Source organism: Nocardia transvalensis (genome assembly GCF_015477765.1).
Lineage (GTDB): Bacteria > Actinomycetota > Actinomycetes > Mycobacteriales > Mycobacteriaceae > Nocardia > Nocardia transvalensis_A.
Genome location: NZ_JADLQQ010000003.1, coordinates 17193 through 31011 on the forward strand (window position 1 = coordinate 17193; position 13819 = coordinate 31011).

Sequence of the window (13819 nt, forward strand, 5' to 3'; positions counted from 1 at the left end):
TAAGCCACGACTACTCCCGCAGTCGCTCCACGACCTCGGTGAGAGAAGCGTCGAGTAAGGCGGCGTAATGGTCCGGGTCGGGGACGACCGCTGGGTCGGCATGTACCGAGACCGTGATCGTGTGGCCCAGGCCGTGGATGCCGTGGGTCAGGTGCATGACGGTGCCGAGGGCGGGAAAACCGGCGGTGAAGCGAACCGGGCCGTCGGCGAAGGTGAGGTCGGCGGGGCCGCGGTTGACGCTGGAGACGACCGTGTGGCCGGTGAGGGTCGTCGGCGGCCGATCGAGGGGGTAGGTCGCGACATCGCGCCGCAGCAGTGGGGCCGGGAGGGTCGCGGTGACGCGGTCCTGGGCGGACAGGAGCGGGTGGTGGGCGCGGGTGCGGCGGGCGGCGAGGGTGGCCGCGATGTGGTCGGCGCGGCGGCGGTGGTCCGGCTCCGCGGTGTGCAGTTCGACGGCGAGATCACGATAATTGTTGCGGGCGTGGCCATCCGGGTTCGGCCGCGCCATGGAGACCTGAGCCGCGAGGTCTGCGCTCGGCGCCGCGCGGGATTCGAGATAGCGCGACAGGGCCGCACCGATCGCCGTCAATGCCACGACGGTGATCGTGTATCCGGGCACTCGGAGATCGTCACGAACCAGCATTCGGACCGCGTGCGCCCGCGGTGGCGGCCCGAGGTTGAGCAGGGTCGCGGCCACCTCCGGCGCCGGTGCCGGTACCTCTCCGCGAGAGGTACTCTCGGCCAAGGCCCTTCGCGCTCGTTCCGCAGCTAGGCCACGAACCACCGTGTGTCCCAACTTCAATGGAAACCGGGCCAGAGCGATAGCCTCTGCCGCGGTGTCTTCCAGCGCAGTGCGAACCCCGGCACGAGTACCGGCCACCCGATCGCCCGGATCGGAGTCGGTGAACAAGCTGCGCGCAATCGCGGCCGCATGCCGGCCATCGGCAAGGGCATGCGAAAGCTGAAGCACAGCGACGAGTGCGTCTCCCTCACCAGCGGGCGCGCCGGTGACATGGCGAAACAAATGCAATCGCCACGCACGGTCCTCGGCGGCCAGTGAATCTCCCAGCAAGTCCCCCAGCGCGGCAACGATATTCGGCCATACCGGATTCGATACGGCATGCTCGACCACCTGATCCTCGGCGAATTCACAAGGCACCCAGTCGGGATAGGCGAAGCGCCGCTCCCGCACCCGCACCCGCAGATCCGGAATGCGCGCACTGCGAGCGGCCACCAGGGCGCGCAATCGTTCGGTCGATCGCTCCGACTCCTCGAAGCAGTACAGCAGGAACAGATCATTACCGGACCGGCGGGACAGCCAGTACCTGGTCGCATCCTGCGGAGTCAGCGCGGGCATCGCACGACCCTATCCGCCCCGACCCCGGGCGCCACCGCTAACCCATAGCGAATCTCGGAAGCCGCTGCCGCCCAAGGAAATCGATCTTGTATCCGCCGACCGGGACGATAACGAGAAGATCTCGAAACCATCGTTCGACCGGGGCCGCGGTGCTACCGTCTGTAGTAGAAGATCGACCAGTCCTCAACCCGGGCGGGGTGACTGCCATGGCAGCTCGAGACGGTGTGAGAAGCCGCAAACTGGCGGAGCGGGCCGATGCGGCCGACGCCCGATATCAGGCCGCGGGGTTCCTCAAAAGGTCCATCAACAAGGTCTTTCCGACCCACTGGTCGTTCCTGCTCGGCGAGATCGCCCTGTTCAGCTTCGTCGTGTTGCTGCTGTCGGGGGTCTATCTGACCCTGTTCTTCGACCCGTCCATGACCGAGGTCGCCTACAACGGCGTCTACCAGCCGCTGCGCGGCGTGACCATGTCGCGCGCCTACGAGTCGGCGCTGGAGATCAGCTTCGAAGTGCGGGGCGGCCTGTTCGTACGGCAGGTACACCATTGGGCCGCATTGCTTTTCGCCGCCTCGATCATCGTGCACCTGTGCCGGGTCTTCTTCACCGGCGCGTTTCGCCGCCCGCGCGAGGCGAACTGGGTGATCGGCTCGATCCTGCTGATCCTCGCGATGTTCGAGGGCTTCTTCGGTTACTCGCTGCCCGACGACCTGCTGTCGGGTACCGGCCTGCGGGCCGCGTTCTCCGGAATCACCTTGGGCATGCCGGTGATCGGCACCTGGCTGCACTGGCTGATGTTCGACGGCGACTTCCCCGGCAATATCATCATCCCGCGCCTGTACATCGCCCACGTGCTGTTGCTTCCGGGCATCATGCTGGCACTGATCGGCGCGCACATCGCCCTGGTCTGGTACCAGAAGCACACCCAGTTCCCCGGCCCGGCACGCACCGAGCGCAATGTGATCGGCGACCGGATCGTGCCGGTGTTCTCCATCGACCAGACCGCGTTCTTCATGTTCACACTGGGCGTGCTGGCGATCATGGGCGGGGTGTTGCAGATCAATCCCATCTGGAACCTCGGTCCCTACAACCCGGCACAGGTTTCGGCGGGCACCCAGCCCGACTTCTACATGATGTGGACCGATGGTTGGCTACGCCTGTTCCCGCCCTGGGAAGGCTATGTATTCGGGCACACCATTCCGGGCTCGGTCTCGGTCGCGATCATGATGCCGATCATCTTCGCGCTGCTGATCGCCTACCCCTGGATCGAGAGACGGCTCACCAAGGACGACGCGCATCACAACCTGCTGCAACGGCCCCGGGATGTGCCGGTGCGGACCGCGATCGGCGCCATGTCGCTGACGTTCTACGTGGTGCTGACGCTGGCCTGCGTCAACGACATCATCGCGTTCAAGTTCGACATCTCGCTCAACGCGACGACCTGGGCCTTCCGCATCGCCCTGCTGCTCGCGCCGCCGCTGGCCTACTTCCTCGCCTACCGGCTGTGCATCGCTTTGCAGCGCAGCGATCGCGCGGTGCTGGAGCACGGTATCGAAACCGGCATCGTGCGCCGGCTGCCGCACGGGGAATACATCGAGATCCACCAGCCGCTGGGGCCGGTCGACAGCCACGGTCACCCGATCCCGCTCGAATACCAGGGCGCCGCGATTCCGAAGAAATTGAACCAGCTGGGCCTGTCCGGCAAACCGGGCACCGGCAGTTTCCTGCGCCCTGATCCGCCCGCCGAGAACGAACAGTTGCGTGCCATCGAACGCGCGCAGGAGCACGAACAGCTGGCTGTGTTGCGGAATTACCAGCGTACCGACGAGTAGTTTCTCACCGAATCGCGAAGGCCCCGAGTCGCTTCGACTCGGGGCCCGATTTGCCTGACTCGCGCGACCGATCAGGCCCGCCCGAGTCCCCCTCGAGTCACCCCCGAGACGAACGCATCCCACTCCCCTGGGGTGAATGCCAACACCGGACCGGTTCCACGGTCCTTGGTATCGCGTACTGCGACATTGCCGTCCCCGAGAAACGCCACCTCCACGCAGTTCCCGTCGGGACCGCTGTGTCTACTCTTACGCCACACGGCACCGCTGTAATCAATCTTCACGGCACTAGCTCCTTTGCTGCGTCGAGAGCGAGATATTCCTGGCATGGTTGGTACTGGCGATGAGATGGACGAAGAGCGTCCAATCTCGCAATGCGCCCGTTGCTCCTGCGCACTGTGCATTCGCTGTGCACGTCCACTTAGTGCACTTGGTGGGGGTTTGTCCCCGATCTGCACACTAGCAGGTTTCCGCAATCGGGCGCTGTGATGTTTTCGTTTTCAATCATGCGAATCCCATAAGTCCCGTAACGGACAATTGTTTGCGGAACTATTGCGGACCGCAAGTACCGGTACGGCGGCAAACTGTTTCGCGCGAAACAATTGCGTACGGTCGTACTACCCCACCGGATCCGGCATTTCACCTCTCCCGGCGGACAGGGATCATGGTGTCGTGGTCGAACGTGATCGAGACGAGGCCGGACGCGCCCGAAATGCCCGACCCAGGGACCGCCTGGGACGCCCGCTTCCGCCAGGAAGCGCGGGCGTCGAGCGGATTCCCGAGGATCTGGACCTGCCGCCGGAGCAGACCCTGGACTACGCCCAGCGGCTGCTCGACGACGGCCTCGCCTTCCATGCCCACGAGGTGCTCGAGGCGGCATGGAAGAACGGGCCGTTCGCCGAAAGGATGCTGTGGCAGGGGCTGGCGCAGTATGCCGTCGGCCTCACGCATGTGCAGCGCGGTAATCCGAAGGGGGCCCGCATCCTGCTGGAACGCGCGGCAGGCCGCCTCAGCGCCGCCGGTCCGACCCCGTACGGCATTGATGGCCCAGGTCTGGTGGCACATGCGGAGAAGCTGCTGGACGATCTCGCCGCCGGGCACGACATTCCGGAGGAGCGGCTACGGCCACGTCTACGGGGCTGAACAGGATGATCCGTACGATGGGCGGATATGCCTCACGATGTTGCCCCGAAACAGCCACCGGTGCGTCCGGTCGGCGCGGGTCGCTTCGCCCCCAGCCCCTCGGGTGATCTGCATCTGGGTAATCTGCGCACCGCCCTGCTGGCGTGGCTGTTCGCCCGCTCGACCGGACGCGCCTTCCTGATGCGGATCGAGGACCTCGACCGGGTCCGCGCAGGGGCCGCGGAACGGCAGCTGGCCGATCTGGCCGCGATCGGCCTGGACTGGGACGGCCCGGTCGCGCGGCAATCGGAGCGCCAGGCCCTGCATCATGCCGCCATCGACCGGCTGACCGCGGCCGGCGCGACCTACGAGTGCTATTGCACTCGAAGGGAAATTCAGCAGGCCGCGACGGCGCCGCACGGACCGATGGGCGCCTACCCGGGCACGTGTCGCGATCTCACCGACGCCGAGCGTGCCGCCCGCCGCGCCGAGGGACGGCCCGCCGCGCTGCGATTACGGTCGCAGACAACCGAATTCGAGATCGTCGACGAACTCCACGGGCGCTATCGGGGCGTGGTGGACGATTTCGTGCTGCGCCGCGGCGACGGCATTCCCGCCTACAACCTCGCGGTCGTGGTCGACGACGCCGATCAGGGCATCGACCAGGTGGTCCGCGGTGACGACCTGCTGCCGTCCACACCGCGGCAGGCCTATCTGGCGACCTTGCTCGGCCTGCCGGCGCCGCGATACGCGCACGTCCCCCTTGTGCTCAACCGGGAGAACAAGCGGCTGGCCAAGCGGGACGGCGCCGTCACCCTCGCCGATCGGCTGGCCATGGGCGAGGCGCCGCGGCAGGTGTTCGCGATGCTGGCCGGATCGCTAGGCTACACCGCGACCGATCCCGCCGAGCTGCTGGCCGAGTTCCGGCCGGAGGATCTGCCGCGCGAGCCCTGGATCTTCGATGCCGTCGACGTGGTGCAATTCACCGGAAATCCGTAAGGTACGCAGGCGTCGCGACACCTACGAGCATTTCACGAGGACAGTAGATGACCAGTGGTGGGTACGACCCCAACCAGTATCCGCAGGGCGGGCAAACATACGGCCAGCCGTATCCGCAAGGCGGCCAGCCGTATCCGGGCCCGGGGCAGTACGCCCAGCAGCCCTACGGACAGCAACCATACGGGCAGCAGTACCCACCCGGCGGACAGCCCTACGGCCAGCAGACCGCCTACGGGCAGCAGCCTGGATACGGCCAGCAACCGTACGGGCAACCGCAGGACGCCTACGGACAGCAGCAATTCGGGCAGCAGCAGTACGGACAGCCTTACGGGCAGCCGCACTTCGGGCAGCCGAACGTTCCGCCCGGCACCGCGCCGGGTGATCTGGGCAGCCGGTTCGGGGCGCGCCTGATCGACGGCCTCATCGTGAGCGTTCCGATGATGATCGTGATCATGATCCTCACCGTGGTCTTCGGCGGCAGCTTCTGGTTCTTCTACGGCATCGCGATGCCGCTGCTGGGCCTGGCCTACGCCGGGTACTTCGTGGCGATGGAGACCTCCCGGGGAACGACCATCGGGAAGAAGATGGTCGGTCTGCGCGTGGTCGCGCCGGGCGGGGCGGCGAAGCTGACCCCCGAGGTCTCGCTGCGGCGCAATCTGTATGCGGCCCTGTACATCATCCCGTGCCTCGGTCCGGTCGCCGGATTCGTCATGGCAATCGTCAACGGCGTCACCATCTCCCAAGACCCGAACAAGCAGGGCTGGCACGACAAGTTCGCGGGCGGCACCCAGGTCGTCAAGATGTGATCCCGGCCAAGAACAGGCCGGGATGACGGGTAGTGGGGGCTGCCGGGATGACGGGTAGCGGGGCTGCCGGGATGACGGGTAGCGGGGCTGCCGGGACGGCGGGGTGCGAAATGTCGGGATGGTCAGGGGCGCACTCGGATGGAGTGCGCCCCTTGCTGTTTGTCCGGGTCAGCTGGTGGTGGTGCCGATGGCGAGCATGACGATGAACCAGAGGATGGACAGGCCGATGGCGATGGCGCTGATCCAGATGCCGGCGAGGGCCATGCCGCGGCCGTCCTGGCCGGTCTGCTTGATCTGGTTCAACGCGATCGGTCCGAGGATGAGCGCGACGACCATGCCGGCGCCGCAGGTGAAGAAGCCCGCCACGGCCGCGATCAGCGCGCCGATCGCAAGGCCGTTGGTGCCCTGTTGCTGGGGGTAGCCGTACGGCTGATACGGCGTCGCACCGGGATACGGGTACGCCGGTTGGCCGTAGGGCTGGGCCGGTGGCTGCGGATAGCCCGGATACTGCTGCTGCGGAGGCGGCGTGACCGGCTGCGCCTGATAGTTCGGCGTGGAGGAGTAGCCCGCGGGCGGCGCCGACGGCGGCGGGGGCGGTACCGACGCGTGGCCGCCGGACTCGGAGGACACCCCTTCACCGCCGTATTGCTTCCACCACTCGTCGGAATCGCCGGGATTCGTCATTGCCTCAGCCTATTCCACATCGGGCGGGTGCCGGTATCGTCCAGACCTCGTGAGTAAGACCAAGCAATCGGCACGGTCCGGGGAGTCTGGGCGCCCCGCGGCCGAACATGCAGCATTCGCACGGGCCGCGGGGGGACCGTTCACCTTGATCGTGACGTTGTTCACGGCCACCCTGATGATTTCCAACATCTGCGCCACCAAGGGCGTTCAATTTTTCCGCGGCGAGCACCTCTCGCTCGGACCGATCGACATCCTGCCGATCACCACGGACGGCGCATTCTTCCTATTCCCCCTCGCCTATGTCATCGGCGATGTGTTGAGCGAGGTTTACGGCTTCCGCGCGGCCCGGCGCACCATCTACTACGGCTTCGGCATGCTGGCATTGATGGTGGTCTGTTTCTGGATCGCCATCGAACTGCCGGCCGCCGACTTCTATGAAAATCAGGCCGCCTTCCGCACGGTGGTCGGCACCACCCCGCAGCTGGTGGCCGCCGGGCTCGCCGGGTACGTCATCGGCCAGTTCCTCAATTCCATGACCCTGGTGCTGATCAAGGAACGCACCAAGGAGAAGCACCTGTGGGCCCGCCTGCTCGGCTCGACCGTCGCCGGGGAATTCGGTGACACCCTGGTGTTCTGTTCGATCGCGGCGACCGCCATCGGGATCGACACCTGGGGCGCGTTCATCAACTACGTGATCGTGGGCTTCCTCTGGAAGACCCTGGTCGAGGTCTTCGTCCTGCCGATCAGCTACCGGGTGATCGGGTACCTGAAGAAGCGCGAGACCAGCTACGCACCGCTGGACCGGCCGGCGATCTACAGCTGATTCCGGCCGAAAGCACGCCGGAAAAGAAGGAGATGCTCAGGGGCTCTGGATGCGTCCCTTCCACCTGCCGAGGAATTCGGCCTTGAACTCGTCGAAGTAGCCGCCCTCGATGCTGGCGCGGATGTCGTCGACCAGGCGGACGGTGAAACGCTCGTTGTGGATGGTGCACAGGGTGGAGGCGAGCATCTCCTTGGCCTTGAACAGGTGGTGGATGTAGGCGCGGGTGTAGTGGGCGCAGGTGTAGCAGTCGCAGGTCTCGTCGATCGGGGTGAAGTCGCGGCGGAAGCGGCTGGTGTTGATGTTGAACCGGCCCTCGGCCACATAGATGGCGGCGTTGCGGGCGACCCGCGACGGGTTGACGCAGTCGAAAGTGTCCGCGCCGTTCTCCACCGCGACGAACATGTCCTCGGGTTCGCTGATGCCCAGCAGATGCCGCGGCTTGTCCTCGGGCAGCTCATCGCAGCACCAGCCGACGATGGTGCCCAGGTTGTGCTTCTCGAGGGCACCGCCGATGCCGTATCCGTCGAATCCCGTTCCGCCGCGCCCGCGCATCGCGTCCAGGTCGCGACATGCCTTGCGGCGCAGGTCCTCGTACTGGGCGCCCTGGATCACCGCGAACAGCGCCTGATACGGGCGGTGCGCGCGCTCGCCGGTCAGCCGCTCGTGCTCGTCGATGCAGCGCTGCGCCCACTCGTGCGTGCGCTGCAACGATTTCTCCTGGTAGCCACGGGTGTTCAGCAGGGTGGTCAGCTCGTCGAAGGCGAACATGATGTCGGCGCCCAGCCGATGCTGGATGCCCATCGACACCTCCGGAGTGAACCGGTGCGGAGAACCGTCGAGGTGGGACCGGAAGGTGACACCGTCGTCGTCGACGACGGCCAGGCGCTCCTTACCCTTGGCGATCACGTCGTCGCTCTGCACGCCGACGGCCTCCATTGCCAGCACCTTCTTGAAGCCGACGCCCAGCGACATCACCTGGAAGCCGCCGCTGTCGGTGAAGGTCGGGCCCGGCCAGTTCATGAACCTGCCCAGGCCACCCGCCTCGTCCACGATGTCGGGCCCCGGCTGCAGATACAGGTGATAGGCATTGGCCAGCAGCGCCTGCGCACCGAGTTCGGCCATCGTTTCGGGCAGCACCGCCTTGACCGTCGCCTTGGTGCCGACGGGGATGAATGCGGGGGTCTCGATGATGCCGTGCGGGGTGGTGATCACCCCTGATCGACCGTGCCGTCCTTCGAGGCGGGTGGTGACTTCGAACTGGAACGACGACGGATCAGGCACCCCGCAATATTGCCAGGCCAGGGCTACACCGCGTCGACCGGTTCCTCGTCGACCAGGTCCTGGTCCACGGCCGCTCCGGCGAATTGGGACCGGTAGAGGCGGTGGTAGGGGCCGTGGGCGGCTAGGAGTTGGTCGTGGGTGCCGGTTTCCACGATGTGGCCGGATTCCATGACCACGATCAGGTCGGCGTCGCGGATCGTCGAGAGACGGTGGGCGATGACGAAACTGGTGCGGTCGCGGCGCAGGGCGGCCATGGCCTGTTGGACCAGCAGTTCGGTGCGGGTGTCGACCGAGCTGGTGGCCTCGTCGAGAATCAGGATCGACGGCTTGGCCAGGAACGCTCGGGCAATGGTGATCAGCTGCTTCTCACCGGCGCTGACCCCGGCGCCCTCCTCGTCGATGACCGTGTCGTAGCCGTGCGGCAGCGCGTGCACGAACCGGTCGACGTAGGCGGCGCGGGCCGCGGCCACGATCTCCTCCTCGGAGGCGTTCGGGTCGCCGTAGGCGATGTTGTCGCGGATGGTGCCGCCGAACAGCCAGGTGTCCTGCAGCACCATGCCGATGCGGGACCGCAGGTGGTCGCGGGAGATGCGGGTGATGTCGACACCATCGATGCTGATACGCCCGGAATCCAGCTCGTAGAACCGTTCCAGCAGATTCACCAGCGTGGTCTTGCCCGCACCGGTCGGCCCGACGATCGCCACCACATGACCGGGCTCGGCGACCAGCGACAGCTCCTCGATCACCGGCTTGTCCGGCTCGTAGCGGAACGACACAGAGTCGAATTCGACCCGGCCCCGATCGACCGGCCGCGAATCCTCCACCTCCGGATCGGGCAGTTGCTCCTCGGCGTCGAGGATCTCGAAGATCCGCTCGGCCGAGGCGACGCCGGACTGCAGCAGATTGATCATCGAGCCGACCTGGGTCAGCGGCTGGGTGAACTGGCGCGAGTACTGGATGAACGCCTGCACCTCGCCCAGCGACAGATTGCCCGAGGCCACCCGCACACCGCCGACCACCGCGATCAGCACGTAGTTCAGGTTCCCGACGAACATGATCACCGGCATGATCAACCCGGAGATGAACTGCGCCCGGAAGCCGGCCTCGTAGAGCCGATCGTTGCGCTTGTCGAATTCGCGGCCCACCTCGCGGTTGCGGCCGAACGCGGTGATCACCTCGTGGCCGGTGCAGGCCTCCTCCACCTGGGCATTGACCAGGCCGGTGTACTTCCACTGATCGACGAAGTGCGGTTTGGACCGCGTGGCGATGACCGCGGTCATGACCACCACCACCGGAACCGTGAGCAGTGCGATGATCGCCAGCAGCCACGAGATCCAGAACATCATGACCAGGATGCCGACCACGGTCAGCACCGATACCACCAGCTGACTCAGCGTCTGCTGCATGGTCTGGGCCACGTTGTCGACATCATTGGTGACGCGCGAGAGCACATCGCCGCGTGGTGTGGAGTCGAAATAGCTCAGCGGCAGCCGGTGGATCTTGTCCTCGATCTCGCCGCGCAGCCGCTTCATCGCGCGGTTGATGACCGAGATCAGCAGATACCCCTGCAGCCAGCTGAACAGCGCCGCACACAGATACAGCACCAGCGCGAGCACCAGCACCCGCCCGACGGCGGCGAAATCCACACCCACGCCGGGGATGACATGCATCCCGCCGAGCATGTCGGCCAGCCGGTCCTGCCCCTGCTCCCGCAGCGCCGCGACGGCCTGGTCCTTGGTCACGCCCGGGGGGAGCTGCTTGCCGACGACACCGTCGAAGATCAGGTTGGTGGCCCTGCCGAGGATCTGCGGGCCCAGCACGGTCAGCACGACGGACGTGACGGCGAGCACGAAAATCGCTATGAGATAGGGCTTTTCGGGCGCGAATCGGCGCAGCAGCCGCTTCAGTGAGGGTCCGAACGACTTGGCCTTGGTGCCGGGCGCACCCGCCGGCGGCATACCCTGTGTCATCGGGCCGCCTCCTCGGGGCTGAACTGGGATTCCACGATCTCCCGATACTCGGTGCAGTCGCGCAGCAGTTGCTCGTGAGTGCCGAGGCCGACCATCTCCCCGTCCTCGAGCACGACGATCTGATCGGCATCGCGAATCGTCGAAATCCGCTGTGCCACCGTGATCACCGAGGCTTGTGCGACTTCCGGGCGCAATGCCTCGCGTACCCGGGCGTCGGTGGCGACGTCGAGTGCGGAGAAGCAGTCGTCGAACAGGTAGATCTTGGGCTTGCGCACCAGGGCCCGCGCAATGGCCAAGCGCTGGCGCTGACCGCCCGACACCGTCGTACCGCCCTGTGCCACTTCGGTATCCAATCCGTTCGGCATATCCCGCACGAAGTCGGCGGCCTGGGCGATCTCGAGGCAGCGCCACAATTCCTCGTCGGTGGCCTCCGGATTGCCGTAGCGCAGGTTGGAGGCGACCGTGCCCGAGAACAGATACGCCTTCTGCGGTACCAGGCCGATCTGGTTGCGCAGCAGTTCCAGATCGAGATGGCGCACATTGGTGCCGCCGACATACACCGCGCCGTCGGTGGCATCGATCAGCCGCGGGATCAAATTGATCAGGGTGGTCTTACCCGACCCGGTGGAACCGACGATCGCGGTGGTCGTGCCCGGTTCGGCACGGAACCGAATCCCCCGCAGCACCGGCTTTTCCGCGCCCGGAAATTTGAACTCGGCGAAGGCCACCTCCACCTCGCCGGGATCGGATTCGAACGGCTGCGGCAGCGGCGGCGGAGTCACCGACGATTCGGTCGCCAGCACATCGCCGATGCGCTCGGCCGACACCGCCGCGCGCGGCGCCAGCATGGCCAGCATCGAGGCCATCATGACGGCCATCAGGATCTGCATGATGTAGGCCAGCAGCGCGGTCAGCGAGCCGATCTGCATCGAGCCGTCGTCGATGGCGTGGCCACCGAACCAGATCACCGCCACGGTGGTGAGGTTGCTGATCAACATGACCGCGGGCAGCATCAGGACCGTCAGTCGCCACACATACAGCGACGCCTCGGTGAGTTCGGAGTTGGCGACGCCGAAGCGCCAGGTCTCCTGCCGTTCCCGCACGAACGCCCGGACCACTCGGATACCGGTGATCTGTTCGCGCAGCACCCGGTTCACCGCGTCGATGCGCTCCTGCATGCGGCGGAATCCGGGCACCATCCGGGAGATGATCACTCCCATGGCCAGCGCCAGCACCGGCACCGCGATCAGCAGGATCCACGACAATCCGGCATGCTCCCGCAACGCCATGACGACGCCGCCGATACACATGATCGGCGCCATGACCAGGATGGTCACGCTCATCACCACCAGCATCTGCACCTGTTGCACATCGTTGGTGTTGCGCGTGATCAGCGAGGGCGCCCCGAAGATGCCCACCTCGCGAGCGGAGAAGGTGCCGACGCGATGCAGCAGGGCCGCGCGCATATCGCGGCCCGCACCCATTGCCGCCTGGGCGCCGAGATACACCGAGAAGAACGACGCGAGGATCTGGACACCGGACACCAGCAGCATCCACCCACCGGTAGCCCAGATGTAGCCGACATCGCCCTTGGTCACGCCGTTGTCGATGATGTCGGCATTCAGGCTCGGTAGGTACAGCATCGCGATGACCGAGATCAGCTGTAGCACAACCACGCCCGCCAGCTGAGTGCGATAGGGGGCGAGAAAGGTTCGCAGCAGTCGGATCAGCATGATGCGTGCAGGCTACCGGCTAACCGTGACGGGCGCCGCCACCATTTCCGTCGGCCTGTCGCGATCAGGAGCCGTCGGGAGCCGGTCGTCGGGCCCACGCACCCGGGTCGGTGGTCAACGCCTCGACGAATTCCGGCAGCTCGTCCGCGGCGATATCGGCGATCGACACCTGCTCGAGGACCGAGCGGATATTGACCCGCAGCGCGATCCACACCCGCTGCAGCGGCTGCGCCGCGCCCGCGTAGGTCACGTCCTCGGGCCGCTGTCCCCGCACCGACGCCAGCGGCCCCTCCACCGCGCGGATCACGTCGGCCACGCTGATCGCGGCGGCCGGTCGGGCCAGCCGGTAGCCGCCGTCGGGTCCGCGACGGCTGGTCACCAGGCCCGCGCGGCGCAGTTCGGCCGCCGCCGATTCCAGGATCTTGGGCGGGATGGCCTGCGCGGTGGCGATGGTGTCGGCCTTCACCGAATTCGGTTCCGCGCGCGCGATTTCCAGCAGAATCCGGACCGCGTAATCGACCTTAGCCGTGATGTGCACAGCCGCTCCCCGCCGCCAGTTCGGCGCCACCGCCGATGGCCAGCACACCGAGCGCGGTGTCCAGCAGCACCCGCTCGATCAGCTCGTCATCGGCGGCGGGCACGATTTCGTTCGACCACAGCACGGTGCCCAGCACTTCGACGGCGGCACTGGCGCGCAGCAGCGCCTCGTACGAAGCGTCCGGACCGGCCAGCCAGTGGCACAGCCGCCGATGCATATCGCTGATGTCCGGATAGCGGCTGTTGCCGATGGCGTTGACGATGGCCACGGCGTCGCGCACGCACATCGCACCGGCGGTGCGGTGCCGCAGCAGGACCCGCAGCTGGCCGGTGAGCACCTCCCGGGCGGTGTCGGGTCCGTAGGTCCTCTGCTCGGCGTCGTGGACCACGGCCTGCAGATCGTCGAAGATCGGCTCGATGATCGCCAGCAGCAGATCCAGTTTCGAGGCGTAGTGATAGTAGAGCGAGGCTTTTGTGATTCCGACCGCATCTGCGACCTCGCGCAGGCTCGTCTGATCGAATCCTTTACTGGAAAATAACCGAACCGCAGCCTCCCGGATCGCCTCCTTGGTGCCTCCACCTGCGGCAACGGTTCCGGAAGTACTTCGGACGCTCATTCGACGATCCTCTCATCACCCTGCGGCCGGGCCGCCGAGGGCCCGAGAACAGAGGTTGTTCCTC

Annotated in this window: 13 protein-coding genes; 5 read left to right on the forward strand and 8 right to left on the reverse strand. The window is 66.3% G+C overall.

Annotation, left to right across the window (positions count from 1 at the left end; all coding sequences use genetic code 11):
• Window positions 1–10 precede the first annotated feature (10 nt).
• Entirely contained in the window at window positions 11–1357 is a 1347-nt protein-coding gene (locus IU452_RS08100) for a WS/DGAT domain-containing protein (RefSeq protein ID WP_195108340.1), read from the reverse strand.
• 206 nt (window positions 1358–1563) lie between these two features.
• Between IU452_RS08100 and IU452_RS08105 the strand changes: the two genes are divergently transcribed.
• A complete protein-coding gene (locus IU452_RS08105) occupies window positions 1564–3186 on the forward strand; it encodes a cytochrome b (protein ID WP_195108341.1) in 1623 nt (540 codons plus the stop codon).
• Window positions 3187–3257: 71 nt separating this feature from the next.
• Here the strand turns inward: IU452_RS08105 and IU452_RS08110 are convergent, their stop codons facing one another.
• Window positions 3258–3467, reverse strand: coding sequence for a DUF397 domain-containing protein (locus IU452_RS08110; protein WP_324192497.1), 210 nt, complete (start codon window positions 3465–3467; stop codon window positions 3258–3260).
• A 388-nt stretch (window positions 3468–3855) separates the two neighbouring features.
• Here IU452_RS08110 and IU452_RS08115 point away from each other — a divergent pair, with 388 nt between their 5' ends.
• The 3 genes from IU452_RS08115 to IU452_RS08125 are packed head-to-tail and all read left to right on the forward strand — an operon-like array spanning window position 3856 to window position 6110.
• On the forward strand, window positions 3856–4326 hold the full coding sequence (locus tag IU452_RS08115; protein WP_195108343.1) for a DUF309 domain-containing protein: 471 nt from the start codon (window positions 3856–3858) through the stop codon (window positions 4324–4326).
• 27 nt (window positions 4327–4353) lie between these two features.
• The gene (gene gluQRS / locus IU452_RS08120) at window positions 4354–5304 is read left to right on the forward strand and encodes a tRNA glutamyl-Q(34) synthetase GluQRS (RefSeq protein WP_195108344.1); all 951 of its coding nucleotides are present in this window, start codon (window positions 4354–4356) and stop codon (window positions 5302–5304) included.
• A gap of 47 nt (window positions 5305–5351) precedes the next feature.
• Window positions 5352–6110, forward strand: a complete 759-nt coding sequence (locus IU452_RS08125; RefSeq protein ID WP_195108345.1) for an RDD family protein — start codon at window positions 5352–5354, stop codon at window positions 6108–6110.
• Window positions 6111–6278: 168 nt separating this feature from the next.
• Here IU452_RS08125 and IU452_RS08130 read toward each other — a convergent pair whose 3' ends face one another.
• A complete protein-coding gene (locus IU452_RS08130) occupies window positions 6279–6794 on the reverse strand; it encodes a DUF4190 domain-containing protein (RefSeq protein ID WP_195108346.1) in 516 nt (171 codons plus the stop codon).
• A gap of 49 nt (window positions 6795–6843) precedes the next feature.
• Here IU452_RS08130 and IU452_RS08135 point away from each other — a divergent pair, with 49 nt between their 5' ends.
• On the forward strand, window positions 6844–7617 hold the full coding sequence (locus tag IU452_RS08135; RefSeq protein WP_195108347.1) for a queuosine precursor transporter: 774 nt from the start codon (window positions 6844–6846) through the stop codon (window positions 7615–7617).
• 36 nt (window positions 7618–7653) lie between these two features.
• Here the strand turns inward: IU452_RS08135 and tgt are convergent, their stop codons facing one another.
• The 5 genes from tgt to IU452_RS08160 all read right to left on the reverse strand — a co-directional run bounded on the left by tgt (window position 7654) and on the right by IU452_RS08160 (window position 13755).
• Window positions 7654–8898 (reverse strand): tRNA guanosine(34) transglycosylase Tgt, encoded by a 1245-nt coding sequence (tgt, locus tag IU452_RS08140; protein WP_195108348.1) that lies wholly within the window; start codon window positions 8896–8898, stop codon window positions 7654–7656.
• A 23-nt stretch (window positions 8899–8921) separates the two neighbouring features.
• Complete coding sequence (locus IU452_RS08145) at window positions 8922–10868, reverse strand: ABC transporter ATP-binding protein (protein ID WP_228817047.1); 1947 nt, start codon at window positions 10866–10868, stop codon at window positions 8922–8924.
• Window positions 10865–12601: an ABC transporter ATP-binding protein gene (locus IU452_RS08150; RefSeq protein WP_195108349.1), complete on the reverse strand. Its 1737-nt coding sequence runs from the start codon at window positions 12599–12601 to the stop codon at window positions 10865–10867. The genes IU452_RS08145 and IU452_RS08150 overlap by 4 nt, the downstream gene beginning before the upstream one ends.
• Before the next feature lie 64 nt (window positions 12602–12665).
• Window positions 12666–13139, reverse strand: a complete 474-nt coding sequence (locus IU452_RS08155; protein WP_195108350.1) for an RrF2 family transcriptional regulator — start codon at window positions 13137–13139, stop codon at window positions 12666–12668.
• Window positions 13123–13755, reverse strand: coding sequence for a TetR/AcrR family transcriptional regulator (locus IU452_RS08160; protein WP_195108351.1), 633 nt, complete (start codon window positions 13753–13755; stop codon window positions 13123–13125). Before IU452_RS08160 ends, IU452_RS08155 begins: the two co-directional genes overlap by 17 nt.
• Window positions 13756–13819: the final 64 nt, after the last annotated feature.

Coding starts and splice junctions, on each gene's coding strand:
- IU452_RS08100 (WP_195108340.1), bottom strand. CDS start 1,357: ATGCCCGCGCTGACTCCGCAGGATGCGACCAGGTACTGGCTGTCCCGC.
- IU452_RS08105 (WP_195108341.1), top strand. CDS start 1,564: ATGGCAGCTCGAGACGGTGTGAGAAGCCGCAAACTGGCGGAGCGGGCC.
- gluQRS (WP_195108344.1), top strand. CDS start 4,354: ATGCCTCACGATGTTGCCCCGAAACAGCCACCGGTGCGTCCGGTCGGC.
- IU452_RS08125 (WP_195108345.1), top strand. CDS start 5,352: ATGACCAGTGGTGGGTACGACCCCAACCAGTATCCGCAGGGCGGGCAA.
- IU452_RS08130 (WP_195108346.1), bottom strand. CDS start 6,794: ATGACGAATCCCGGCGATTCCGACGAGTGGTGGAAGCAATACGGCGGT.
- IU452_RS08145 (WP_228817047.1), bottom strand. CDS start 10,868: ATGACACAGGGTATGCCGCCGGCGGGTGCGCCCGGCACCAAGGCCAAG.
- IU452_RS08150 (WP_195108349.1), bottom strand. CDS start 12,601: ATGCTGATCCGACTGCTGCGAACCTTTCTCGCCCCCTATCGCACTCAG.
- IU452_RS08160 (WP_195108351.1), bottom strand. CDS start 13,755: ATGAGCGTCCGAAGTACTTCCGGAACCGTTGCCGCAGGTGGAGGCACC.